This is a genomic window from Streptomyces sp. NPDC046349 (genome assembly GCF_055587885.1).
Genome location: NZ_JBVJFK010000020.1, coordinates 13,774 through 38,267 on the forward strand (window position 1 = coordinate 13,774; position 24,494 = coordinate 38,267).

22 protein-coding genes and 4 pseudogenes are annotated in these 24,494 nt (G+C 70.0%); 11 read left to right on the forward strand and 15 right to left on the reverse strand.

The window, feature by feature from the left end:
- Positions 1–113 precede the first annotated feature (113 nt).
- Entirely contained in the window at positions 114–917 is an 804-nt protein-coding gene (locus tag ACZ6JS_RS34050; protein ID WP_469303798.1) for a hypothetical protein, read from the reverse strand.
- Positions 918–1,070: 153 nt separating this feature from the next.
- Between ACZ6JS_RS34050 and ACZ6JS_RS34055 the strand changes: the two genes are divergently transcribed.
- Together ACZ6JS_RS34055 and ACZ6JS_RS34060 are read left to right on the forward strand one after the other, a co-directional pair.
- A complete protein-coding gene (locus ACZ6JS_RS34055) occupies positions 1,071–1,799 on the forward strand; it encodes a hypothetical protein (RefSeq protein ID WP_469303800.1) in 729 nt (242 codons plus the stop codon).
- Positions 1,800–1,829: 30 nt separating this feature from the next.
- Positions 1,830–2,287, forward strand: a pseudogene (locus ACZ6JS_RS34060) (HNH endonuclease family protein); the annotation flags it as partial.
- 913 nt (positions 2,288–3,200) lie between these two features.
- Here the strand turns inward: ACZ6JS_RS34060 and ACZ6JS_RS34065 are convergent.
- Positions 3,201–3,632, reverse strand: coding sequence for a hypothetical protein (locus tag ACZ6JS_RS34065; RefSeq protein ID WP_469303802.1), 432 nt, complete (start codon positions 3,630–3,632; stop codon positions 3,201–3,203).
- Between the two features lie 626 nt (positions 3,633–4,258).
- Between ACZ6JS_RS34065 and ACZ6JS_RS34070 the strand changes: the two genes are divergently transcribed.
- The 6 genes from ACZ6JS_RS34070 to ACZ6JS_RS34095 all read left to right on the forward strand — a co-directional run bounded on the left by ACZ6JS_RS34070 (position 4,259) and on the right by ACZ6JS_RS34095 (position 9,220).
- Positions 4,259–4,840, forward strand: coding sequence for a hypothetical protein (locus ACZ6JS_RS34070; RefSeq protein ID WP_469303803.1), 582 nt, complete (start codon positions 4,259–4,261; stop codon positions 4,838–4,840).
- Positions 4,841–5,314: 474 nt separating this feature from the next.
- Complete coding sequence (locus ACZ6JS_RS34075) at positions 5,315–5,632, forward strand: hypothetical protein (RefSeq protein ID WP_469303804.1); 318 nt, start codon at positions 5,315–5,317, stop codon at positions 5,630–5,632.
- Positions 5,599–6,312 carry an RNA polymerase sigma factor gene (locus ACZ6JS_RS34080; RefSeq protein ID WP_469303806.1) on the forward strand — a complete coding sequence of 238 codons (714 nt, stop codon included), beginning with the start codon at positions 5,599–5,601 and terminating at the stop codon, positions 6,310–6,312. Before ACZ6JS_RS34075 ends, ACZ6JS_RS34080 begins: the two co-directional genes overlap by 34 nt.
- Before the next feature lie 5 nt (positions 6,313–6,317).
- Positions 6,318–7,943 (forward strand): IclR family transcriptional regulator domain-containing protein, encoded by a 1,626-nt coding sequence (locus ACZ6JS_RS34085; RefSeq protein WP_469303808.1) that lies wholly within the window; start codon positions 6,318–6,320, stop codon positions 7,941–7,943.
- Positions 7,944–8,250: 307 nt separating this feature from the next.
- A complete protein-coding gene (locus tag ACZ6JS_RS34090; RefSeq protein ID WP_469303809.1) occupies positions 8,251–8,460 on the forward strand; it encodes a hypothetical protein in 210 nt (69 codons plus the stop codon).
- Between the two features lie 70 nt (positions 8,461–8,530).
- Complete coding sequence (locus tag ACZ6JS_RS34095) at positions 8,531–9,220, forward strand: restriction endonuclease (protein ID WP_469303811.1); 690 nt, start codon at positions 8,531–8,533, stop codon at positions 9,218–9,220.
- Between the two features lie 547 nt (positions 9,221–9,767).
- Here the strand turns inward: ACZ6JS_RS34095 and ACZ6JS_RS34100 are convergent.
- Together ACZ6JS_RS34100 and ACZ6JS_RS34105 are read right to left on the reverse strand one after the other, a co-directional pair.
- Positions 9,768–9,896, reverse strand: a pseudogene (locus ACZ6JS_RS34100) (lamin tail domain-containing protein); the annotation flags it as partial.
- Between the two features lie 15 nt (positions 9,897–9,911).
- Positions 9,912–10,946 (reverse strand): ATP synthase F0 subunit B, encoded by a 1,035-nt coding sequence (locus ACZ6JS_RS34105; RefSeq protein ID WP_469303813.1) that lies wholly within the window; start codon positions 10,944–10,946, stop codon positions 9,912–9,914.
- Positions 10,947–11,146: 200 nt separating this feature from the next.
- Between ACZ6JS_RS34105 and ACZ6JS_RS34110 the strand changes: the two genes are divergently transcribed.
- Positions 11,147–11,377, forward strand: coding sequence for a hypothetical protein (locus ACZ6JS_RS34110; protein ID WP_469303815.1), 231 nt, complete (start codon positions 11,147–11,149; stop codon positions 11,375–11,377).
- Positions 11,378–11,409: 32 nt separating this feature from the next.
- Here the strand turns inward: ACZ6JS_RS34110 and ACZ6JS_RS34115 are convergent, their stop codons facing one another.
- Both ACZ6JS_RS34115 and ACZ6JS_RS34120 read right to left on the reverse strand, forming a co-directional pair.
- Positions 11,410–11,769 carry a hypothetical protein gene (locus ACZ6JS_RS34115; RefSeq protein WP_469303816.1) on the reverse strand — a complete coding sequence of 120 codons (360 nt, stop codon included), beginning with the start codon at positions 11,767–11,769 and terminating at the stop codon, positions 11,410–11,412.
- Positions 11,770–11,825: 56 nt separating this feature from the next.
- Positions 11,826–12,111: pseudogene (locus tag ACZ6JS_RS34120) on the reverse strand (HNH endonuclease); the annotation flags it as partial.
- A gap of 564 nt (positions 12,112–12,675) precedes the next feature.
- Here ACZ6JS_RS34120 and ACZ6JS_RS34125 point away from each other — a divergent pair.
- Both ACZ6JS_RS34125 and ACZ6JS_RS34130 read left to right on the forward strand, forming a co-directional pair.
- Entirely contained in the window at positions 12,676–12,801 is a 126-nt protein-coding gene (locus ACZ6JS_RS34125) for a hypothetical protein (protein WP_469303818.1), read from the forward strand.
- Positions 12,802–12,985: 184 nt separating this feature from the next.
- Positions 12,986–15,295, forward strand: a complete 2,310-nt coding sequence (locus tag ACZ6JS_RS34130; protein WP_469303820.1) for a tetratricopeptide repeat protein — start codon at positions 12,986–12,988, stop codon at positions 15,293–15,295.
- Positions 15,296–15,963: 668 nt separating this feature from the next.
- Here ACZ6JS_RS34130 and ACZ6JS_RS34135 read toward each other — a convergent pair.
- The 9 genes and pseudogenes from ACZ6JS_RS34135 to ACZ6JS_RS34175 form a co-directional block, all read right to left on the reverse strand.
- Positions 15,964–16,554: a hypothetical protein gene (locus ACZ6JS_RS34135; protein WP_469303822.1), complete on the reverse strand. Its 591-nt coding sequence runs from the start codon at positions 16,552–16,554 to the stop codon at positions 15,964–15,966.
- Between the two features lie 148 nt (positions 16,555–16,702).
- On the reverse strand, positions 16,703–17,395 hold the full coding sequence (locus tag ACZ6JS_RS34140) for an HNH endonuclease family protein (RefSeq protein ID WP_469303823.1): 693 nt from the start codon (positions 17,393–17,395) through the stop codon (positions 16,703–16,705).
- A gap of 536 nt (positions 17,396–17,931) precedes the next feature.
- Complete coding sequence (locus ACZ6JS_RS34145; RefSeq protein WP_469303825.1) at positions 17,932–19,221, reverse strand: ATP-binding protein; 1,290 nt, start codon at positions 19,219–19,221, stop codon at positions 17,932–17,934.
- A gap of 419 nt (positions 19,222–19,640) precedes the next feature.
- Positions 19,641–20,075 carry a hypothetical protein gene (locus ACZ6JS_RS34150; RefSeq protein ID WP_469303826.1) on the reverse strand — a complete coding sequence of 145 codons (435 nt, stop codon included), beginning with the start codon at positions 20,073–20,075 and terminating at the stop codon, positions 19,641–19,643.
- 466 nt (positions 20,076–20,541) lie between these two features.
- Positions 20,542–20,844 (reverse strand): annotated as a pseudogene (locus tag ACZ6JS_RS34155) (HNH endonuclease); the annotation flags it as partial.
- Between the two features lie 263 nt (positions 20,845–21,107).
- The gene (locus ACZ6JS_RS34160) at positions 21,108–21,677 is read right to left on the reverse strand and encodes a hypothetical protein (protein ID WP_469303828.1); all 570 of its coding nucleotides are present in this window, start codon (positions 21,675–21,677) and stop codon (positions 21,108–21,110) included.
- A 41-nt stretch (positions 21,678–21,718) separates the two neighbouring features.
- The gene (locus tag ACZ6JS_RS34165) at positions 21,719–22,321 is read right to left on the reverse strand and encodes a hypothetical protein (RefSeq protein ID WP_469303829.1); all 603 of its coding nucleotides are present in this window, start codon (positions 22,319–22,321) and stop codon (positions 21,719–21,721) included.
- 368 nt (positions 22,322–22,689) lie between these two features.
- Entirely contained in the window at positions 22,690–23,757 is a 1,068-nt protein-coding gene (locus ACZ6JS_RS34170; RefSeq protein ID WP_469303831.1) for a site-specific integrase, read from the reverse strand.
- Between the two features lie 20 nt (positions 23,758–23,777).
- Positions 23,778–24,449 (reverse strand): helix-turn-helix domain-containing protein, encoded by a 672-nt coding sequence (locus ACZ6JS_RS34175; RefSeq protein ID WP_469303832.1) that lies wholly within the window; start codon positions 24,447–24,449, stop codon positions 23,778–23,780.
- Between the last annotated feature and the right edge of the window lie 45 nt (positions 24,450–24,494).

The following is a 24,494-nucleotide window of genomic DNA, read 5'->3' on the forward strand; positions in this document are numbered from 1 at the left end:
GAGGATCACCGTTGACGCGCTCATGCGGCTGTGATCCGCACCCGGACAGGTGCTCTCGTCCAGGTGCGGCGCTGCTGGGGCGTGCCCGCGCGGGCTGGTCTGTTACAAGTAACTTAGATCTGGGTGGGGCGGCCCTCTCCGGGCTGGGGAATCCACTCCACCCCGCCCTCGCGGTTGGCCCCCAACTCCACCCGCGCCGCGTCCAAGAACTCTCGAAGCGCCCCCACGTAGGCCTGCGCTCGCTCATGCTGCGTCACTGTGACCGGCCCACGAGGCAAGTCGCCGATAACCGCGCGTATCTGCCCGTAGGTCAGCAGGCCGCACCGCCGCATCATCTCGACCGCTTCCCTCGTAAGCGCTTCCCGATCCTGCCTGCGCACCCTGAGCGCCTCCCGCGCCCTCAGCGCAGCCGAGTGCGCGGCCCAGCCCGGTGTGCCACCGTCATCCGCCACCTCCTGCAGGACCGCCATCGCCCTGGCAGCCGGGCCCCGCAGACGAGCTGCGTCCAAGGCCGCTTGAGTGGCTTCCAGAACCGGCTGCGCCAGTGCCACAAGGTTCGCCGGCGCACTCAGCTCCACCTCGGCATACGACTGGGACACCTCCTCGTACATCAGCCGGGCTTCCGCATCGCGGTCCTCGCTGTACAGCTCGCCCGTGAAGCGGAAGAGCCTGCGCGAGGTGCGGACGAGTTCTGCGATCGCCAGCCGGCGCTCGTCCCGCAATGCCGCCAACCGGGAAGCCTCAGCCGTGATCCGAGCCGCCTCCCGCGCAGCACTCGCCTGCGCCAGACCGCCCGCCGCCTGCACCTTCGCACCGAGCCAGTTCCCGAGCAGGCCCCCGCCGATGGCCAGGAACGGCACCAGCAGGCTCAACCCCGCCGAGTTCCGCTCGACCCAATGCCAGACCCCCACCACCATGCCGCCCCCTCCGTCCAACCCGCCGCGACAGCGAACAGGCAGCGTACGCACGCAACCCGCCGAGCCGGTCATGCGGGCGCATACTGCACGGCGCCCGACGTGTCGTTCGGGTCACCTCCACACGCAATGAGAGCCTGCACCCTGGGAGGCTCCATGACCCCTGACCACCACGGCGACGAGCCCGCAGACGGCCCCGGGACCGAAGACCAGCGTCAGCACAAACCCTGGTGGAAGCACGTCTGGGTCTGGGTCGCCACCGTGATCGCCGGCGTCGCCAGCACCGTCATCGCAGCGGTGATCACCGAAAACATCGACAACGACCCACCCAAACCCCGCCTCACCAAAGAGCGGTACGTCCGGCCCTTCACCGACGAAGGAGCATTGCGTCCGCCATTCAAGGCCGACCCCTCACGCACGGCAAAAGAGGGCCACTGCAATGCCGCATCGCTCTTCTCCACCGACCCTGCAGCCTGGCGCTGCGGCTACGGCACACCGATCTCCAACCTCGCCGACCCTTGCTGGACGCACGCCCTCAAGGCCGTCTGCCTCCCTTCGCCGTGGGATCCGGATGTCCTGATCATCGACGAAGTGAAACTCGCCCCGAGAGTCCAGGTCTCGACCAAGGAAGGCACTCAGCCTTGGGCACTGGAGATCAAGGACCCCGTCGGCGGCGACACTCTTCGCTGCTCGTGGGCCGGCGGAGCGACTTCGCTGATCGCCGGGAAGCGGGTGAACTGGCGCTGCATGAACGATGATGACGCAGTCATCGGTGAGGCAGCTGGCGACGTCGTCCAGTCGAAGTCAGCCCCGTGGACCGTGCTCTACAGCCCCGGCAACTCCTCCGAGGTGCAGAACGCGGAGATTCTCACCGTCTGGTACTGACTGGCCCACTTCCCAACACCGGCAGGGCAGTGCAACACCCGAGCCGAGGTCCTCCTGGCCGAGGCGGTCGTCTATCCGGAGATCGGCCCGGGCTGCACCCTGATGGGCGGAGTGTGGTGGTCGTACTACGACAAGCGCGAGGTCACCCCGGCCGGCGCGCTGGACATCGACCACATGGTCCCGCTCGCCGAGGCCTGGGACTCCGGGGCCTCGGCGTGGACGCCCGCGCGGCGTGAGGCGTACGCCAACGACCAGGGCCAGCCGTCCTCCCTAGTCGCGGTGACGGCCCGCTCGAACCGGTCGAAGGCCGACCAGGGATCCGGCGGAGTGGCTGCCGCCCGCGCCGGACGCGCTGTGCCGGTACGGCGCCGAGTGGACCGCGACGAAACTCCTGGGGCCTCGCGGTCGACGAGATGGAGCGGGACCGGCTGCTGGACATCGCGGTCGGGTGCGGCGGCACGGCCGTGGAGCTCGCCCCGCCCCCGTAGAGCGAACGAGGACGGGCTGACGAAGGGCCGCCGCCTCGACGTGCGGCGGCTCGCACGGAGGCACCAGCCGCAAGGTAGAGGTTCCTCAGCCCGTCACACACCTCACGCTCCCCCATTGCTGCTCGGGGTCGGTGTTCACGGCTACGGCTGCAGGGCCGTACTGGTACTGGCATGCCTCGTTCCAGGAGAGGGGACCGTTGCTGGTGATCCGTTCCGCGCTTCCATCCGTGCGTACGCATGTCCAGTCTTTGACGGTGCGGAGCTCCTTCTCGGGGCGTGAAGAGGCGAACTCCTTGTACCGGCAGTATGCATAAACGTTGAGAGGGCGGCCGATTTCTCTCGGTGCGTCTGTAGATGACCCCGCCGGCTTCGGTTCGCTTAGCCAAGGTGGGCCGACGCCGGCCCAGGTCAAAATGCCGACGATCGCAGCCCCGGCGGCTAACGTCCCGCCCACTGCCCCCGCGATTGCCTTGAACTTTCCCAACTGCCTGGCCTTCCGTCTGCCGATGAGTGCGGTCGGGATCTTCACGGTAGCCACGGCAGAGGGGGGAAGGTCAGCGGCGCGCCCGGGGAGACCCCGGGCGTCCATGGTGTGCCCGGGATGCCTATCCAAGTTCAGGTGCAACGGGCCTGCGGCCTCGACCGCACCCTGAGGCCGCCCGCCAGGTCTCGCCCCACCCGGGGCGGGACCGCCTTCACCGCCCGCCGTACCCAGCCGGCCGCGCGTGATGTTGCGGGAGAAGATCCGGGCAGGGGGGCCGACCCCGCGCCGGACGCGCTGTGCCGGTACGGCGCCGAATGGACTGCGACGAAACTCCGCTGGGGTCTCGCGGTCGCCGAGATGGGGGTGCCGGTACGAACCACGACACCAGCCGCAAACGAGCAAGGTCGTCGTGGCAGTTGCGGGTGCCCACTAGTAGAAGACCTTGGACAATGAGCATGAGGGTGTTCCCGACAAGGCGCTGCCTGCGGTCCTTCTCTGCGGCGATAGGGACTTAGAGAGGCCACTCAGGTGAGGAGGCCGGAGAATGCTGGAGACCCTGGTAGCCCTGGCTGTGGCTGGCGGCCGGTAGTGCAGGTTGCCGGTACCGATGCGTGGAACGGGTTGCGGGGCGCCGTTGCGCGTTGGTTCGGGCGTGGCGATGCCCAGCGTGAGCAAGCGGAGCTGGAGCGCCTCGACCAGACCGCTACCGCCCTGCAGGCCACCGACCCGGCCGAGGCAGAGCGGGCGCGGATCAGCCAACAGCCCGCAGGGCAGGCCCGTATCGAAGCCATGCTGGAAAACCTTGACGAGGGAGAGCGCAGCCAAGCCGCTGACCAGCTGCGTGCTCTGCTGAACGAACACGCCCCGCAGGGCGGAGTGACAGGCGGACTGGCGGCAGCCCACAACGTGAGCATCCATGCCGAGGACAGCTCAATCGCGGCCCAACCCATTCAAGGTGGTGCGTACATTAGCCCCCTCCGAGGCCGGAGCCGCCCAAAGACTGAGCGGACCGCCCAGCCTTGAACCGACGCCCGGCTTCGCCGGCCTACCGGGAAGTGTCACCGCGAAGGATCACAGCCTCGCCGTCGGCTATGTCGGCCCCGGCGGGCGGGTCGCCTTCCACGCCGCGAATCTTCCCCGGTGACCTGGCCGCACCAGGTCGGCGTGCTGCCCCGCCAGGCCCACTGCTTCCAGGACCGTGGCACCGCCCAGGAGCTGGAGCACGCAGCGGCGCGTCCGCGGTCGTGGAGGTCAGCTGCTCGGTGATCTCGACCAGGAGTGCGGCCAGCGGCTCGGACAGCGGTGCCGCCTTGTCGCGGACGAGAGACAGGTGCGCGTTCCAATCCGCCAGCGGCCCGGTCAGGGCAACGTCCGCCGCGCTGGCACCCTGACCGCTACGTAGGTCACGAAAGAGCCAATACTGGCCCGTCACCAGCACCGACCGTCGCATGATGCCCCCTCAGCCACACCGTGACCTTGGGGGGTCCATGCGCATCCGCACCACCGCCGTCCTCGCCACCAGCCTCGCGGTGCTACCGCTCACCGCCTGCAGCAGCACCGACGGCAAGCCCGCGGACAACCCGGCCGTCACCGCCCCATCCTCCTCGGCGACGCCCAGCGCCTCCCCCAGCCCCAGCCGCGCCGCCCCGCTGACGTTCGGCCAGTCCCTGACCACTAACGCCGCGGAAGACGGCTCTGTCGCCACCGCCACGGTCATCGGCTACCAGCAGGGCGTCAAAACACAGCAGAGCGCCGACAAGGAGAACGGCACCGATGGCTACGTGTGGGCCGCCCTGGAGCTGAAGGTGTGCAGCACCAAGGGCACCATCCACACCAGCCGGTTCCCCTGGATCCTTTCCTACCCCGACGGCGTCCGCATCGAGCCCAGCGGCACTACGTTCGGTGACTTCCCCAAACCCGAGTACCCCATCGAGGCCACGGTGAAGGAAGGCGACTGCGTCCGCGGGAAGACCGTCTACGCGGTCCCCGCCGCCCAGCGCCCCACCAAGATCCTTTACACGACCAAGCTCCTCGCTGAGCCCGCCGAGTGGGCCGTGCCCACAGCCTGACGGAAGGACGCGCCCGTGCCCACCAGTCCACGGAGGGCCGGGACCAACTCCAGGACCGCGATCTCCCGGGCAGAGGGGGATCTGGTCGCCCCTCCCTGCCGCTTGCCGTCGACGGTCACGGAACCGAGCGGGGCCCCAGCCGAGCCGCACCACCTGCGCGCGGAAGCAGGCCTCGCCCGGACCCGCGTCCGCGGCCCCGTGACCGCCCCGATGCGGCGGTGCCGCGCAGGTTGGCCGTCCAGGCCAGCGTCAGCCGCCGAACCCCCACCCGACCCGCTGCCGACTGCCCGCATTGCAGTTCAGCAGGTGGTGGAAATATGCGGCTGCTATCCACGTGCGGTGGCCGCGGACGGCATGCGTCACTCGAATGGGTGATTCGGGGGTTGTTGAAGGGAGAAGGGGGGCGGGTCGGCTGTCTGGGTTGCGTGGGCGCGATCCGCGCCCGTACCAACCGCAGATGGAGAACGACTTCAGATGCCCTTCGACTGGACCGGGATCCCCCCGGCTGTGGGCGCGGTGGCTGCCCTGGCGGCCCCCCTGATGAAGCTGTGGCGTGACCGCAGGTCCCGCACGGCAGTACCGGAAACCCCTCAAGAGGACGAGGCTGCCGTGGTCCCGGCGGCGGCCGGCCGGGTGCCGGTCCTGGTGCACGTCATGCACGTCAAGGTATCCGGAGCCTCGCGGGTGCGCGTGACGGTCGCCGACCGCGGGGGGCTGATCCTGGTCGACATGGAGGTGGACCCCGAGGCCGACCGATCGTGGCCTTCCCCGAGGGAGCGCGCGCCGTGGTAGCAGGTGAGATGCCCAAGACGCCACCGCGCTCGCGCACGGACAAGCCGTTGGCGGCGGTGGAACCCGGCGCGGCCGGGGAGGAAGGAAGTCGCGGCAGCGGGTGGGCCGACTCCGAGCAGGCCCAAGAGCTGACGAGGCAGGCACTGGAGTTCCTGGAGAAGGAACCGGCGGTGCTGCGCGGGAAGACCGGCGGGAAGTTGTCGTGGGCGGCGTGCGAGGACGTCGTGGGTCAGGCGGTGTCCAACGTGATCACGCGGGCGGCCGAAGGGCTGCTGGGTGGCGTGGTGAACCTGACCGCGTACCTGCGCAGGTCGGCGTGGAACCTGGCGCTCAACCAGCTGAACGCGAAGGCCCGTCAGGAACTGGTGGGGGACATGGTGGAGTCGTCCGCCACGTCGCTGGCCCCGTCGCCGGAGCAGGTGGCGGTCGGGGATCTGGACCCGATGCGGGACCTGCTGGTGGGGGCGATCGATGCGATGCCGTCGTCGGTGCGCCGGCAGGTGGTGCGGCTGCAGATCCAGGGCCTGACCGACGTCGAGATCGCCGCCGCCCTCGGCATACGCGCCCGACGACTCCACCAGGAGCGTCATAACGCGGTTGTGGAGCTGCGGCACGCGCTGCAGGAGTTCATCCGTGATGCGCACCGGAAATCATCAGGACGCAGGGAGAGGGACAGGTGACGGTGGTGACCCGTTTGATCGACGACAGCCGCGGCCTTCCGCCATCGGCCGGGCTGGTGGAGCTGCTGGCGAAGCTGGCCGGGCCGGAAGACTTCTGGGACCGGCCGCAAGGGGACTTCGGTCCGCTGAGCGGCTTGTACCGGCTGGACCGGGACGGGTGCGAGCGGGCGAACTCGCTGTACCTGCTCGGGTCGAAGGCCCTGCGCCGGGGTGAGCTGACCGTGGCAGCGGACTGGCTGGGTGAGTCCGCCTCCGCCGGCCACCCGGGAGCGATGTTCCGCATGGCCGCGCTCACACTGCGCGCGGGAGCGGACTGGACGGACGATGCACGGTTCCTGGTGGCCGAGGCCGCCCGACACGGCCACGGTGACGCCGCGCGCCTCCTGGCCGCGCTCGCCCGACGCCTCCCCGACAAGGAGCCCGGACAGCCCGAGGACGAGGAGTACTTCGACGAGGTCCGCGAAGGGCTGGGCGTGCCCGGGCACCTGCTGCACCCCGACACCGACGACTCCCCCACCACGGCCGGCGCGGTGGGCAGCGAGCATCCGCAGCTGCACCTCGTACCTGCTCCCCAAGTCCCCGAATACGGGCCCGCCCCCCGGCCGACGACGGCCGGCGGGCGGCGGCCGCACCTGGCCGCGCTGCCCCCCGCCGAGGGCGGACTTCGTCTGGCGCTGCCCGATCTGCGGCCCGACGCGACCGCGGCCGCGGTGCACCTGCTGCGGCAGGCCGCCGCCGAAGCGGACACCGGCGACGGCCAAGGGACGACGGACCCCTGGTCGGTGAACGCGTTGCGCCCCGCCGTCCTCAACGACATGGCCCGGCACCGTAACACCCCCGCCCGTGTGCCCCAGAAGTGGCAGACCACCCAGCGTGCCCGCGACCTGCTCCAGCTGATCAGCACTGCCAGCGGCATCGACAGCCGCGCCCTGGCGCACAAGGCCGGGATGTCGCTGAACACGACCGTGCGGCTGCTGGACTGGCTCCTTGAGCAGCGACTCGTCGAGTCCGTCGGCGGCGCCTACTTCACCGGCCCCGTTCTCGACCTCGTCACCAAGGCGGATCCCCACCGGCGGATGCTCGACCTCGCCCTCGAACAACTCCGGGACGACCTCGGCGCCGCCGTCTACATCAGCACCTACGCCGACGGCGAGATCGAGGTGAACGGCTGCGCACACAGCGCCTCCGCCCCACCCGTCCACGAGTGGGCCCCCTTCGCCGAAACCGCCCATGCCAGCGCTGTCGGGAAGAGCCTCCTGGCGCAACTCGACTTCGACTCCCGCATGGACCACCTCACCCGCTACCCCTCCGTGCAACTGACCGAACGCACCATCACCAGCCCCCGCGCCCTGCTCGACGTCCTTGACGAGCCCGGTCCCCACGCCGCCCAGTTCGACCTCCTCGAATACTCCGAGAAGGAAGTCTGCGTCGCGTTCTCCCTCGGGCTACCCGGCCGGGCCTCCAGCATCGCCGTGTCCCTGCCCGCCCACGACCACGCCCGCCTGATCACCGCGGCCCAAGGCCTCAGCCGACGCGCCACCGGCCTCCTCCTCGCCCACCTCCTCACCGACAGCAACCAGGACATCCACACCAGCCACAGGCAGGAACACCACCGCCGCGCCCTCCCCTGACCGGCAACTCTCTCCTGGAGACACGCAAGACGTACACGGGGCCGCCCCACCCGGGGCGGCCCCCGCGGCGTGGCAGAACCGCTGCGCGGAAAGCTCCCCGGCTCGTCGGCAGCTCGGTCGTCGAGCTCGACACGACAGACAGTCGCCGGTGGAATTGCTGGTACGTGAGGCCGGAGACCTTGATTCGGCCAGCACGTTGCATTGCCGCCAATCCCTGGCAATCCAGCCACACCGCCGCTGACCCCGAGCTACACAAGAGGTCGGGGGCTGTCGTCCGCTGCCCCGGTTCCGGCGGGGAGGCTGACGCTTGCTGTCGATCAATGTGGCGGTACTGCTGGTGGTCATCGTTGTACTTCGGCTGCGCCGACGTACTGAGGCCCGGAGCCGGTTCGACGAGAAGATGACCGTGGTCATCGTGCTGGCGCTAGGCATCATGCTCGCCCCCACCGACGTGGGTCAGGGCATCGCCGATTTCCTCGGCCAGCTCGTCAGCGGTGTCTCCCAGGCGAGCCAGTGACCCCGGCCGACTCCCTTCGTGCTCAGCTCGGTCTGCATACGGCGGACTCCCCGTCGGCGCGGAGTGGCCGGTGAGTGGGCGGCGTCGGCCGGTACGGCGGTCCCGGCGGCGGCAGAACCAGCACCTGGAGCAGGTGCTCCTCGCCGCTTTCGCGGCCACGGTCGCGCTCAGCCTGGCGGCCGCAGCACTGCGGTGGCTGGCCGAACATCCCTGGGTCGTGGTCCTCGCCGTCCTGGTGGCGGCCGGCGCGGGCGGGGCCTGGATGTGGCGTCGCGGGGAAGCAGCGCGGTGGGAGCAGGTTCGCGCGCAGGGCCTGCGCTACGCGATGGAGCAACTGGACCATCTGCACCACACGCAATTCGAGTTCGCAGTGCGCGACCTCATGCACCGGGACGGATGCGCGGACGCGCAGCGGGTCGGCGGACGCGGCGACAACGGCGCGGATGTGAAGGCAACTGATCCGTACGGGCGGCGCTGGGTGATCCAGTGCAAGCACCGCAAGGCCGGCTGGTCCGGGAAGCCGGTCGGCACTCCCGATCTCCACGTCCTGAACGGCACGGGCCGGCAGGTCCACAACGGCGACGTGCTGGTCATGCTGACCAACGGCCGGATCACAAGCAACGCCGTGGACTTCGCCAAGGACCAGCGCCTGCACCTGGTGGACCGCAGGGTGCTCGCCGAGTGGGCCGCCGGATCGCGCCCCTTGTGGGAGCTGCTGCGCGCGATACCTCCGCCCCGGCGCCAGTTCCCCCTCTCCTAGGGGGTAGCGGTGCCCGGCTGCGGCTCGTCCGCGATGCGTGTGCCCCAGCGTTGTCAGTGGGCGGGTCTACCTTGGGAGGTTGCGGCCGAGCGGGCCGTCGTCGTGCACCTCCCCGACTCGTCAAGGGATGGACCACCCATGGCTCACGTCAAAGGGCACTACCGCAAGGACGGCACCTACGTCCGGCCTCACACACGGCGGACCCGGCCCAAGTCGGCTCACACGATCCCGTCGCAGCGCGGCGCATCACATCCTGCCCTCCCGCCGGACATGGTGCTGACCACGGGGGTGCGGGGGCACCACCGCGCGGACGGTACCTACGTGCGACCTCACCGTCGGCGGATCGGGCCCCCGGCGGCCGCGGCCGCTGCGGGAGGAGGCGGACTCCTGGTACTCATCCTGATCCTGGCGGCACTCGGCGGCGGGGGCGGCGGAAGCACGCCCCATACCTCGAACCCCTCGGCCCCCGCCACCACCGTGAGCACGCCGTCCGGGTTACCCCGGTAAGCCAGATCCGACGAGGGCCCGGCCGATGACCGGGCCCTCGTCATGTCATACGGCCGCGGTCGTCGCGCAGGGTGGCGGTGTCGGAGCGGTTGTCCCAGACGTAGTCGCGGCGGTCCTGGAAGAGGTCGGTGCGGGTGTCGCGGCCGTTGCCGGTGTGGATGCGGATGGTGGGTGGTGAGGTGCGTCAGCCGCTGCGGTTCTTGCAGCGCGCCGACTGGCTCGGCGCGGGGGTCGGTGTCGGGGTGGCGGACGGGCTCGGCGTCGGCGATGCCTCCGGTGTCGGGGAGGCGTCCGGCCTCGGCGACTCCCCTGTCGTGGAGGCGGTGGACGGCGTCGGGAAGCCGCGGAGCAGTGGATGCCCGGCGGGAACAGTGATCCAGGCGGCCGGCTCGGCAGCGAACGCGACCGGTCGGACGCTCCCGGGGTCGTGGAACGAGACGGCGTCGGCGTGCAGCTCGGCGGCCTGGGTGCTGCCGTCCCGGCAGCCGCTGGGTGTCCCGGTGAAGGAGTCGCCCACCAAAATCGTGGCCACCGCCACGACTGCAACCCCCAGCACCACGCCCGCGGGGCGTACCCAGGGCGCCCTCAGGCCCGGCGGCAATCCGACGGCTACAACTCTGCTGCCGGAAAGTCGGGGTTCGGATCTGTCCAGTGTCGTGGCGGCCGTTGTCTCGCGTGCCCGGTCGAGGAGCTCGTCGGCGTCGCGGCGGGCCTGCGCGCGGATGTCCTCGGCATCGGTGTGCGCGCTCGTACGGATTCGTTCGGCTTCCGCGTGCGCTTCCGTGCGCAGAGCCTCGGCGGCGCGGACGGCGTCGTCGTGGGTCCGGCGGACCGTGGCCCGCACCCTTCTTTTCGCGGCCTGGGCCCGGCGCTGGAGCAGCTTGGCGTCCTGCCAGTGCCCGCGCCACTCCTGAATGAGGGCGGCGTCGGCGCGGAACTTCGCGGCGGCCGGCTTGTCCAGGCCTCTGGGGGTGGTGACAACCCGTAGGTACTCCAGGAGCGCCTCAAGGGTTGGCAGACGCTTGCCGGTGAGCATTTCGTTCAGGCCGGTCGTGGTCAGGCGCGGCCGCACCGACGCGGCGGCGACCGTGGCGTAGGAGGGGGTCCCGCCGGATATGTGGACCAGGTTCAGCTTGTCGGCGAAGGCGTGCAGCGCGGCCTCGTAGGCGTCGATGGCCTCACGGTCCTGCGGCTCGCCCCCGGGTGCTTCGGTTGCCATCAACCCCCCTGCCTGTGCGGAAAGGCCACGCTAGAGGGCGGTGAAGCCGGATGTATGCGGATTGCGCCGAACGCTTCCGGCCGCTCCGCCCCGTCCGGGAACAGCCCGCTTCCCGACGACCGAAGCACAAGATCATCCGGGTCCGGGCGGGCCCGTACGGATCACTGGGAAGCAGGGCTTCAGGGCGCTCTCCTGGAGTCATGACCGACACCGGAACCACCCCGCAGACACCCAAGCCCGACCCCGATCCCGCCCAGCCGCCGGCCACCCGCGACCCGGCTGCCGGGGAGCGGCGCGTCCCCGACGCCGTGGTCCTGGTCGCGCTCCTCGCCACCTGCGCCGGCATCTACCTCACCGTCGGCGAAGCCGGCTTCGCCGGCGTCATCAGCGCCGTCGCCGCCCTCTACGGCACCTGGCGCGCACGCCGATGAACCCGGCGAACAGCCTCCGCGCAAGCCCTCGGTCAGAAGCCGACGGCGACGCGCTCACCGACCGCGACAGCCGCACGCCGACACCCCGCCCGCACGGCGGCCAGGTCCGCCCGTCTGTCCGTCCCCCGCCGCTCATCGGCCGCCGTGGACGCCCGAGCGGCTGCCGCGTGCAGTTCGGCCCGGGCGGCCGCACCATCACCGGGGAGCACCGTGACCTCGGCCGCTTCCGCGACCGTTGCCACCAGCCGCGCCAGCTCGGCCGGACCGGACGCCGTCTGGTGGATGTGCACGCCGAGCAGCCGGGGCGCCCACCCTGCCAGGGCGCCCCGGATCTGCTCACACAGCCCTTCGATCCCCGCGTGCGGGCCGTCGGGTGCTATGCCAGCGCTCATCTCCCCATGGTCACCGCCACCACCGACAACACGCCTCGGCCCGGCCACGACCGCCCCTACGGGGCGGGGGTGAACTCCACGTCGGTGCCGCCGCAGCCGGCCGCGATGTCCAGCAGCCGGTCCCGCTCCAACTCGTCGACCGCAAGGCCCCAGCGGAGCTTCGTCGCGGTCCACTCGGCGCCGTACCGGCACAGCGCGTCCGGTGACGGCGGCAGCCACTCCGCGGGGTCCTGGTCGGCCTTGGACCGGTCAGCGGGCCGTCACGGCCACCAGGGAGGCGGGCTGGCCCTGGTCGTTCGCGTACGCCTCCCGCCGCGCGGGCGTCCATTCCGCCGCCCCGGCCGGCGGGGAGCGTCATTCGAACCGAGCGGTATTCCTGGCGGGCCTCCGTACCTGTGCGCCCGCCAGCATACTTCTCGATCGGTAGGGCAGCAGGGCCAGCCGCTAGCGACCTGGTCGACGCCGACGGCCGGCTGCACGGCATCGCCCCCGGCGTGCTCATGGACGGCGACGACATCGGCAAGTGTGGCTCCAGCAGCAGAAGCAGCCGGCCACCTGGGCAGGGCTCCTGCCTGAACAGCAGACACGGCTGACCGCACTGGGCGTGGAGCCCGCCCAGGCACCGCCACCGGCCCCGGGGGGGCCGGGCGTACTGACGAAGGGGAGGCCGAGCAAGACGCAGCAGGCATTCCACCGGAGCCTGACGGCCCTTGCGCAGTGGGTGGAGTGGGAAGGCGCCGACCGGCCGTACCCCGACCCCCATGCCGCGGAGATCACGGTCGAGGCCGAGGCCCCTGCTCCTCGCCCGTCTCGGCGACGAGAAGGCCGCCACCGAGGCGCAGGACCAGGCCCTCACGGAACTCCCCACGAGCCTGCCGCGCTTCGCCACCCACTTGGAGCTCCACCGTGATGCTCGCCCGGTCCGGCGACCGGGTCGGCGGTGTCGCGCACGCCACCGCAGCGATGGATGCCCTGCCGCCGGAGGAGCACAGCCTGACCCTGCGGATGCTGGTCAACGAGATCCGGGCCTGACCGGCCCCCGGCGCATCCGAGGGTGCGTCGGGACCGCCCGCGGCCGACCCGCGCAGCGGACCGGTCACGGTGTCGCGGCGGTGCTCGTACTCCTGGCAGCGGGCTGGCGGATGCGGCCGGAAGACCCCGCCCAGGTTCGGAGGATTCTTGTCGCATCGCGGGTGAGTCGCATACGTTGACCTGCATGTACAGGGGGATGGAGCTAGCGGGCCGCTACCGGCTCGAGAGCCGGTTGGGGCGCGGCGGCATGGGCGAGGTGTGGGCGGCGTCCGATCTGAGGCTGCGCCGTACCGTCGCGGTCAAGACGGTGCTCACCTCCCATCTGCGTGACGACCGGCTCGCTGCCCAGGTCCTGGCCCGTTTCCGCCGTGAGGGCGAAGCAGCCGCCCGGCTTAACCACCGCAACATCGCCGTCGTCCACGACCTGGGCGAGCACCGGGAGACGAGCGCCGACGGGCAGGTGGAAGTCTCTCCGTTCCTCGTCATGGAGTTCCTGGAAGGTCGTGATCTCGCGACGGTCCTGCGCGAGGACCACCCCGGCGGGCTCCCCCTGGAGCAGGTGGTGGAGTACGGCGCCCAGGTGTGCGACGGGCTGGCCGCCGCCCACACGCGGAACATCGTCCACCGCGACATCAAGCCGGCCAACCTAATGCTGCTCGACGACGGCACCGTCAAGATCTGCGACTTCGGGATCGCCCAGGTCCAGGACGGCACGATCGGCCTGACCATGACCGGAGCGCTGCTCGGCAGCCCTCAGTACATGGCTCCCGAGCAGCTCAGCGGACAGACACCGACGCACTCGTCCGACCTTTATGCCCTGGGCGTCAGCCTCTACGAGCTCCTCACCGGGCGCCCCCTGTTCACCGCGGACTCCGCGTACGCCGTCATCGCCATGCATCTGTCCACCATTCCCGAACCGCCCAGCACCCACCAGCCGGCAATCCCGCCCGACATCGACAACCTCATCACCTCCCTTATTGCCAAAGACCCCGCCGGCCGTCCCCTCACCGCCAAGGACGTCGCCGCACGCCTGCGCACCGCCCATCTCGCACCCGGGCCCACCCCCGTGCCGGCAGCGGAGGCATCGGAAACCGACGAGCAGCGCCACAGACGGGCCGCCGAAGCCGGAGACTTTGACGCCATGTTCAGCCTCGCGTGGCTGCTGAAAGAGGCTGACCGCATCGACGAGGCGGAAACCTGGTACCGGAAGGCCGCCGACGCCGGACAGATCGACGCCATGAACAACCTCGGCGTGCTGCTGGAGAACACCGGCCGCACCAACGAGGCAGAAACCTGGTACCGAAAAGCCGCCGACGCCGGACAGATCGACGCCATGAACAACCTCGGCGTGCTGCTGGAGAACACCGGCCGCACCAACGAGGCAGAAACCTGGTATCAGCGCGCCGCCAACACCGGCCACACCAACGCCATGAACCAGCTCTCACTGCTCCTGCAGAACACTGGCCGCGAGACCGAGGCGCAACCCTGGTACGAACGCGCCGCCGACGCCGGACACACCGACGCCATGAACAGCCTCGGGGTGCTGCTGCATAACACTGGCCGCACCAGCCAGGCGGAACCCTGGTACCAACGCGCCGCCAACACCGGAAACACCGACGCCATGAACAACCTCGGGATGCTGCTGGTAAACACTGGCCGCGAGACCGAGGCGGAACCCTGGTACCGGCGCGCCGCCGAAGCCGGGAACACCGAAGCCATGAACAACCTCGCAGTGCTGCTGCGGGACACTGGCCGCGAGACCGAGGCGGAACCCTGGTACCGGCGCGCCGTCGACGCCGGAAACACCAACGCAATGAACAACCTCGCACTCCTGCTGGAGAACACTGGCCGCGAGACCGAGGCGGAACCCTGGTACCAGCGCGCCGCCGACGCCGGAAACACCAACGCAATGAACAACCTCGGCATGGTGCTGGAGGACGCCGGCCGCACCAACGAGGCAGAAACCTGGTACCGAAAAGCCACCGACGCCGGGAACACCGGCGCCATGACCAACCTCGGACTGCTGCTGGAGAACACCGGCCGCACCAACGAGGCAGAAACCTGGTACCGAAAAGCCACCGACGCCGGACAGATCAAGGCCATGAACAACCTCGGGGTGCTGCTGCAGACCACCGGCCGCGAGACCGAGGCGGAAGCCTGGTTCCAGCGCGCCGCCGAAGCCGGACACACCCAAGCCATGAACAACCTCGCACGGCTGCTGCATAACACTGGCCGCACCAGCCAGGCGGAACCCTGGTTCCAGCGCGCCGCCGAAGCCGGACACACCGAAGCCATGAACAACCTCGGAGTGGTGCTGCAGGGCACCGGGCGCACGGCCGAAGCAGAAACCTGGTACCGGCGCGCCGCCGAAGCCGGAAACGCCCCTGCCATGAACAACCTCGCACGGCTGCTGCAGAACACAGGGCGGGTGGCCGAGGCAGAAACCTGGTACCAGCGCGCCGCCAGCACCCCGGACGGTGATATCCGGGCCTGACCGGCCCCGGCTCATCCGAGGGTGCGCCAGGACCACCCGCAGCCGACGAGCCCCTACGCGCTTGCCGCCCTGCCGCGCGCGAGCTGCCCGCAGCCCAGGCCGCCGCCCGCGTGCCACATCCAGCACCGGGGGCGCCTCGCCGCCGTGTTCGTCGCACCACAGGACCGGGTCCAGTCCGCCGCAGCCATGCCGCGCGCACACGCAGTCCTTGTCGGTCCTCGTCTGCGGGACGCCGTGGCGGACCACACCACCGCCGGTTGGCGAGGCGGTGCCGCGCAGGCGGGCCGGCCATTCCAGCGTGATGCGCAGCCCGCCCGACCCCGAGCGGAACCGGTCGGTCACCCGGACGTCCCCGAGCACCGCGAGGGGGCCTGCAGCCGGTGCGGTGAGCCGGGTGAGTGTGGCTCCGACATACCCGGCCGCCCGGGCGGCCAGCGCGTCGGCGTCCGGATCGTCGGCGACCCAGCCCGACAGTCGGTCGGTGCCCTCGATGTCGTCGGCGAGGCCGAGCCGCGGGGCATCCAGGCGGAACCGGCCTGTAGCGCCGCCGGGCGGGCTGCCGGGGAGCCGATACCGGGCATGCGAAAGGGCCGTCGCCCAAGGGGTGACGGCCCGGATGGCGGACTACGGGTAGCCGAAGGCCGACAAGAGACCGATGCCTGGTGCTGTTACCTGTTCTGTGCGGTCAGGAGCAGCATCAAGGCCTTGGAGTGGGTGGTCCCGAGCCCGGCGGCCACCGTCTCGGCGGACACGCCGTCTTCCGCCAGCGCGCCCGCGGCTTCCCGCCCGACGCGGGTGGCGATCCGCTCCAGCACCCCGACGGCGCGCAGCGCAGCCAGGGGTGTGTCCGCGGTCCTGGCGGTCAGCTGCTCGGTGATCTCGGCGAGGAGGGCGGCCAGGGGCTCGGGCAGTGGTACCGCGTTGTCGCGGACGAGGGACAGGTGCGCAGTCCAGTCCGCAAGCGGCCCGGCGAGGTCGACGTCCGCCGCGTACAGCGGCCGGTCTCCGGCCGTCGCCCAGCCCAGCGGGTACTCGGCGGCGCCGCGCCATCCGCACGCGCACCCCGCCCGGAGCGCCTCGGCACGCGGGCGGCCGGCCCGGCCGTCGTAGGCCGACCAGTGCGAGGTCGACGGCACGTCCGAGCCGCTCCCGACGTCGAAGTACACCGGCCCCGGCTCACCACCACCGACAAGGACACCCACCACGCCCGCGTGCGCGTCCCCAAACTCCACCGTCCACCAGTCCCACTCCACCAGCACACCACCCTCCCCCGCACATCCCCGCCGACCACCCTGCCCCGCACGCACGACCACCCACACCCCCGCCGGCCCAACAACGCACGTAGTTGGCCAGGCAGCAGCAAAGGGCCGCCACCTATCGAGGTGGCGGCCCTCACCCCCGGCTGCCCTACGGGGCGGGGGTGAACTCCACGTCGGTGCCGCCGCAGCCGGCCGCGATGTCCAGCAGCCGGTCCCGCTCCATCTCGTCGACCGCGAGGCCCCAACGGAGCTTCGTCGCCGTCCACTCCGCGCCGTACCGGCACAGCGCGTCCGGCGCCGGGGGCAGCCACTCCGCCGGGTCCTGGTCCGCCTTGCTGCGGTTCGAGCGGGCTGTCACCGCCACCAGGGAGGCGGGCTGGCCCTGGTCGTTCGCGTACGCCTCACGCCGCGCGGGCGTCCATTTCGCCGCTCCAGAATCCCAGGCCTCGGCGAGCGGGACCATGTGGTCGATGTCGAGCGCACCGGCTGGCGTGACCTCCCGCTCGTCGTAGTACGACCACCACACCCCGCCCGTCAGGGTGCAGCCCGGCCCGACCTCCGGATACACGACCGCCTCGGCCAGGAGGACCTCGGCTCGGGTGTTGCAGCCGTCGGCCGGAACGTCGCCGGCGTTCCAGTGCCGGAAGGAGGTGCGCTGGTAGCCGGTCCGGTCCTCCACCGCGATCGGAAGCGCGGACACCGCGACCCCGATCGGCAGGACCTGCGGCACAGCTGCGGCCGGAGCGGCCGGATGTCCGCTCGCCTGCGCAGCGGCCGGGAGGGAGAGGGTCATGGTTAGGGCGGCGGCGGCCGCGACGGCGGACCGCTTCATGATCATCATGGGCCGGTTCTACCGGCCACCACGCCGTCAGCGACAGCCCGCGCGGACCGGTTCACCCGCCCGCGCACGGCGGTTCACCGGCGAAACGCCACTGCACGCGTGCCCCGTGCAGCAGTACGGGCCGCCGCCCGGTGGGGGCGACGGCCCGTACTCGCGGCCGGTCAGCGGCGGTGGCCGCATCGTCCGGCTGCGGGTGTGTCCTCTCGCGCAGGCTCTCGGCATGGGTGCCTGGCCTGTACTGGCACCAGGCCGCAGCCCGCGCGCTGGCCGCGCTCGGCGCGCAGTGGCAGACCAGCAGCGGGCCGGACCGGCGCCTGCTAGTCGGCTGCCTGCGCCAGGGCCTTGCCCTGGCCCGCGACCACCGGCTCGAGCTGGGCTGGCTCACCGACGCCGCCTGGGCCTACACCGACGACTACGTGTGGGAACCCCTCCCGCTCCCGGGACGCGAGAGTACGCCCCGGCTCAGCCTGGCGTGTCCTCTCTCGTCGCTGGATCGGCCTCGGGCAGCGCGGCCGGCCGCCGAGCCAGGATGTCGCTCAGCTACGTGGGATCTGGTAACCCGATCTCGAAAACCGGGCAAGCCATCCGTTCGGTGCGACAAGAGCCGAATCCATTCCGGTATCACCGGGCGACATCTCGATCAGATTTTGATGCTCAAGCTCCGCGGCGCATCGTTTCATTTCGTCGGGACCGGAGAAGCCGAAGAGCTCGTAGTCGCCAAAATCGCAGGAGCCTTCGTTGCCGACCATGTCGTCAAGAAGCTTCCAACCGCACGGAGAGATGTTGGGGTTGTTCGCATATTCATCCGAAAGGAGCGTCATCCAGGACTGCATCAGCGCAACATGCTCAATTTCCCCCGCGCCGATGACCCCTTCGTCGTGCAGCCAGAAGCTGAAGTCCTCACACTTTTGAAGAGTGTTCCTCAGATTGCATTTAAGAATCTCGTAGAGATATTGAAACCCTATAGGACCGACCGGCGGAGCTCCTCCTGTCGAAAACTCGTTGATGCGAGCCTCAAGCGCCCCGATCGCATCACCCATGGACAGAGGTTCGACCTCAAGGGGGTGGCACAGGCGACCCTGGAGTCGCGGTGACGCCGCTGCGGTGCGCACTACGCCTCGCGCTCCGCATATCACCCACCTCAACCCCGGCTCGGCGAGAATCGTGTCGCGAATCTCTTCGAGCGCCTGTCGCGCCGAGGCCGAGCTGACGAGAAGCTCCAGGTTATCCAATACGCAGACGAAGTATCCGCACCCTGGAGGGTCGAAGCACTCAGCCATCCAAGAACGCACCATATTGGCCAGGCCGGATTCCGCGAATGCGGTTGAGGCATTCAACGATTCACTTCTGCCTGCCGAGACACCGACACCCGCAACGGAAACACCGGCGGAGATGTTCTTAATGATGGGAGAGTTCATCCATTTGTTGATGTCTGCCACTTTAGGCGTGTCATAGCCCCAGGCCTGCAATGCTTCCCGGTATCTTATGAAAGCTTCCGCGACCGCGCGGTAAACCGCGGCCTCAAGCAGCTTCACGCCATCCTGGGTGGTGATCTGAAACGATTTCTCGATGGGGAGCAGGATTGGGCTCCGAGCCTTATCACTATTCCTCTTCATGCGATAATTGGCGATGGTGATGAGGCTGGTCTTACCGACCCCGGCCTCGCCTTCGATCGTCACATGGCTCGACGATGAGGCGAGTCGGTTAATCAGGCGCTGAATATGCTTCTCCCGCCCCACCAGCAGCCTCTCTCCGATCGCCGTCGGAGGAAGAGATTTAGTGTCATAGGGGCTCTGATTGAAGCCCAGATCGGTCCAAATTGTCATGACGCACCATTGAAACGTCGAAGCTCGATGCCGGGCCGGTGTCGCGTTCAGACGCTGATGTCAGCGCGGTCCGCGGTCCCATCGGCCACGAGCGGTGAGGCCCTGCAACCAGCCTACGAGCTGCCTCAACGCGCGGCATCCGGGCGGAGCGTCTCCAGGAACGAGCAGCATCCACAACTTGTCCGGACGGTACGGGGACTTCTCGTGGAGGCGCCCCGCAGTGGCCGGGCGGCGGGGGGCTCCATGGGAACACGATGCCGGCACTGACGGTGACACTGGTCTGCGTCACGGGCACACTGCTCGCACCGGTACTGAGCTCTTTCCAACTTCACGCTGAGCTGGTCAGATCTAGGGCGAGGACGGCTTGGACGAGTGCGGTGATGCGGACCGGACGGCGGCGTGCACGAGCGCCGAGTTGGTCACGGGTGGACGCCCGCCTGCGCAGCCAGATACTCGACGCCGCGGTGGCCGGACTGCTTGGACACGTGGACGTGGACCGCGTGCCGGCCGGACGGCAGTGCAGGGTCGGCGTGGTCGCCGCGGAAGGCGACGAAGTCCACCGGCATGACACCGGCGAGCTCGCTGGAGACGGCCTGTTCCCCGAAGGGGTCGTACTCGGCGTCGGTCATGAGCTCCCCCACGGCTGTTCCCCAGGCCCGTCCAGGCCGGCGGACGGGATCTCCTGCTGACGGGCCGCGGGGCCCGTACACGGGGCGGCTCGCGGACAGCTCCGCCGCGCCGACCCGGACACCGGCGCCCAGCAGGCGCCGCAGACCTCTCACCACGTCGGGCGCGAACACCCGCACAGCAGTCGCGGCTATCAGCGCGAGGACGAGGGGCTCGGTGCTGTTCACGTCGAACGGAGTCCTTCCAAGCAAATGAAGTAGACAGACAGCCGTGCCACCCCCCGGGTCCGGCAGCCAGGACCCGGCCCGAAAACCGGCTCCTACTCATCAGCCAAGCGAAAACAACCCCCAAACGTTCAGGGCACTTTCGAAAACTTTCCGGAGCGGTCAACTCCGCTTCCCTGCGCGGCCCACGCACCGGCGCACGCCCGGCGGAAACCCTCCTGGCCAGAGCCCCTTCCGACCCGCATCACGGCACGCCCGCAACCGGCAGGAGAGCGGAAAGAATCCGGGCGCCGAGCGGGTCGGTCAGGTCATGAGGGCGGGATCCCGACCACACCCCTGCTCCGGCCTGCACCGCACAGGCGGGGCAGTCAGGACCCGCCCGGGGCATGACGCCGGACGGGGGCACCAACCGACGAAGGGGGCCCCCACCCCTGACAGGTGAGAGCCCTGCACGCCTGCCGCACCCCGCTTACGGGGCGGGGGTGAACTCCACGTCGGTGCCCCCGCAGCCGGCCGCAATGTCCAGCAGCCGATCCCGCTCGGCCTCGTCGACCGCGAGGCCCCAGCGGAGCTTCGTCGCAGTCCACTCCGCGCCGTACCGGCACAACGCGTCCGGCGCCGGCGGCAGCCACTCCGCCGGGTCCTGATCCGCCTTCGACCGGTTCGAGCGGGCCGTCACCGCCACTAGGGAGGCGGGCTGGCCCTGGTCGTTCGCGTACGCCTACCGCCGCGCCGCCGTCCATTCGCCGCTCCAGCTGGCGGGGAGTGCTACTCGAACCGAGCGGCATTCCGGGCGGGCCCCGGTACCTGTGCCCTCGAGCAAGAACCGGTGCAGCAGCAGCTCGGTGTGAGCGTTGCCGTCGGCAACGACCAAGACAGCGAAGTCAGCGCAGCAGGTCGGTGATCTCGCCGTGAGCGAGGAGCCAGGCCGCCACCTCGGCCTTCGTGCCGCCGTCGAGTCGGAGAAGTGGTCGTGTCGGCGGCGCCAGTGCGAGGCCGCGCGGGAGGGTCGGCGCCTCGCCCTGAAGGCGCTCCTCAGCCTGCTGGCTGCCGTTGGATCTCGTCGCGTGTGTCGGGGGCGGCCACGATGATCCGCGAGGTTTTGGGCTGGCCGGGGACCTGCCCGACGGCGGTCTGCCCGCGGCTCTGCCCGGGTCCTCCGGCTTGGCCCGAGTACTCGATCACCATGGCGTTCTTGCCGCACAGCAGGGACGCCCAGGTGTTTGTGCCGCCGGCACCGGAGGCGCTGTTGTAGGGGCCCGCAGGGAGGGTGTTGCTGCCCTCGTCACCTCGGGGCCACTCCGATGAGAGCGCGATTTTTTCCTCCTGGGTGTCGTGCGTCGATGTGGCGACGATTCCGCAGGATTCGCCTTTCACGTATGCGATAAGGCGGCCGTGCTCATACTTGACTTCGGAGAGGATCCTTACGGCTCCGCCGCTGTCGGCCAGCGGGTCATCCGCGATCGAGATTGATTCCAGATCTGACAGCGGTACACGCCGGGAATCGCTCGACGGAGAGTCAGCTCGGGAGTCTGCCCCGTCGCAGGCTGTGAGCAGTAACAGGAATGCAGCCCCAACGACTAGAGTTTTCGCAATTCGAGCCATCGGGGCTGCACCTCACTCATGTAGTAATGCCAGGAATTTCTTTACGACGTCCACTGATTGAAGCAGACGCCTACGGGCTTGTACGCCCAGACCCTCTTGCCCGTGGGCAGGCCGCCGCCCACGCCTGCGTGGGCGTCACCCTCGAAGACGTCGTAGAGCGGGAAGGCCTGCACGGTCCCCCACTTGCCCTCCGGCACCTCGTAGCGCGTCTCATTCTTGACCCCGTAGCTGCTGGTGACGCTCCAGCCCATGCCGGCCGAGATGTACTTCAGGTCAACATTGATCTCCTTGGTGACGGTAGCGGCGATGCTCTTGTCGACCGAGAGGACCAGCGTGGTCTTGCCCTGGCCGCTCGTCTGCTGGATCAGCTCGGTCCCGCAGGACTGGGCGATCCAGTGCGCGTTCTTGATCGTGTAGTAGTCCGCGGTACCTGCCGGCCCCGGGGTGACAGGAGAGGCGGACTCGACCGACATCGCGCCGGCGTCGGCGGGAACGGCGTTCCTCTTGACCACGGTGTTCGGGCCCGGCGTGAAGAACTTGCCGTCCGCCGAGACAGCGCTGGCGGGAACTCCTAACGGGGCCCCGTTGGCGGCGTAGGAGACTCCCGACCCCAGCGTCGCAGCCAGCGTGCCAGCCATAGCCACACCGGCAATGAGCGTACCGATTCCACGCCGCTTCGACCCGTCATCCGAATTCTTCATGACGCTCCCCCTATATCGGGACTGACGAATACAGATCCCGGACTGGTCAGTTCCGCGAGCTGCATTCAATGACCCAGGAATCTTGTCCATCGCGCCACATGGCAGTCAACGAGGACCAATTGACTGTGCCTCAGGTCGCACAGAAACCTCATAGGCACCTCAATTCTCAGATCGAATTCAAGCCAGAATGTCTACTTCCCGGCGAAACGTGATGAGCGCTTCGAAATTTTGGAACCTCGATAAATGCTCAGGATGGCGCAAATTCGCGCAGAGAGATTTCCGGCCATCGCCGCCTCGGGGCCCACGCAACGTCAGGTCAGGCCGGCGGAGGCGTTGTCGTCCCAGCCGTCCTCGCGCTGCATGTAGCCGAGCATGGAGCGGGAGTGGCGGGCCCAGCCGCCCTGGTCGGCGATGGCGATGGCGTCCTTGCCCTTCCGGCGGCCGGTGGAGGCGAGGCCGATGCGCAGGGAGTGCCCAGTCCAGGAGATCGGCACCCCGGCCCGGGCGGAGATGCGTTTGATGGCGCGGGTGACGGAGTCGGGAACCAGGCCGCCGGTGATGTGGCCGTGCCGGTCGATGCCGACGAAGGCGGGGGTGGAGGGGTCGACCCACCGATGGCCGTGCTCACCGACCAGGCGCTCGCGGTAGGCGGTGTAGGCGCGGACCGGGCAGATCTCCGGGTCCGCCGCGTAGCCGATCTTGGCGTTGCGGACGGAGTGCTTGGTCTTGCCGGTGAGAACGGCGACGACCAGGCCGCGCGGGTGCAGGGTGACGTCGCCGCTCTGGAGGCCGGCGGGGTCCTGGGCGCGGGAGGCGTAGTGGAAGCCGGTGAGGACGAGGGCCTTGTCCCGGTCGCCGGTCAGGGTGTCGGGGCAGGAGCGGGCGACGGCGTACAGACCGTCGATGTCGGCGCCGACGGCCTGGCCGCGGCCGCGCCGCTGGCCGGCCTGCAGGAGTTTGACCTCCAGCCCGGCCAGCGCCTTGCGGGCGGCGGCCTGGTCGTCGCCGCTGACGGCGGCACCGCGCTGGCGCAGGCCGATGACGACAGCGGCGAGGTGGGTGTCGGCGGAGCTCGGCGCGTAGCCGGTCCCGTTCTGCCGGCCCTCGCGCAGCATCCATGCCACGAAGGCGACCAGCGCGCCGCGAGATCCCTCCCGCTCGGGCAGGCCGGCCCCCGCGCAGAACCGGGTCCACACCCGCCACGACTTCGCGTAGGTGTCCACGGTGCTGTCCGGGACGATGGCCGCGGCGATCGCATCGGCGAGGTCCTCGGCCTCGGCCAGCCGCCGGGCGGCGTCGATGCCGTGGCGCCGCGCCCACTGCTCGATGAGCAGCAGGCGTTCGGCAGCCGGGAGGAGTTCGTCCGCCGCGCTGCCCACCGGGTCCGTCGCCTCCGCCGTCACCGTTCGGGCCGGGTGTCGTCGGCGGTTCGGACGGCGGCCTCTGCGTCCCGCCTCGTCTGCTCGGGTGCGGGGCGGAGGGTCGAGCCGGCGCGGGCGGTCGCGTCCCGCAGTGCGGCTCGCGCCGCGGCCACTTCGGCCGTCGCCCGTTCCAGCCGGTCCATTGCCGCGTTGAGCGCCTGCGTGGCGGCCTCGACCTCGGCGGCCGCCGCCTGGTGCTCGTCGGTGTCGAACACCCAGACCTGGGCCCCCTCGCCCCCCCCGGGGCCGGCCGCCGGACTGTGCTTGGCCTGAACGAGCCAGATCCGGTTGCCCTGGACTAGTACCGCGTCCGCCCCGGTGTCCGCGCTCGGCGGCGGGGTGACGGCACGTGCGCCCCTCTCGTAAGAGGCCGCCTGGAGCCATCGGTTCAGGTACACCCGGCGTTCCGCGCGGTCCAGCTCCTCCGGTGAGGCAATCGCGTCGAGGATCCGGGCGAGTGTCTCCCTGCTCGGCAGCCGGTGTCCGCTGAGCGCGTGGGCGATCGTCGACTTGCCCAGGCCCGAGCGCTGGGCCAGCACGGCGTAGGACGGGCTTCCGTGACGCCTGAGCAGTTCACGGAGATCGTGGGCGAGTTCGGCGAGCTCCGCGGGGGCGTCGTCCGGCACGGGGTTCGGCGGCCGTCCGGCCATCTGTTTGCCTCCTTGAGCTGGATGTTCGCATTGTCTCTCGATTGT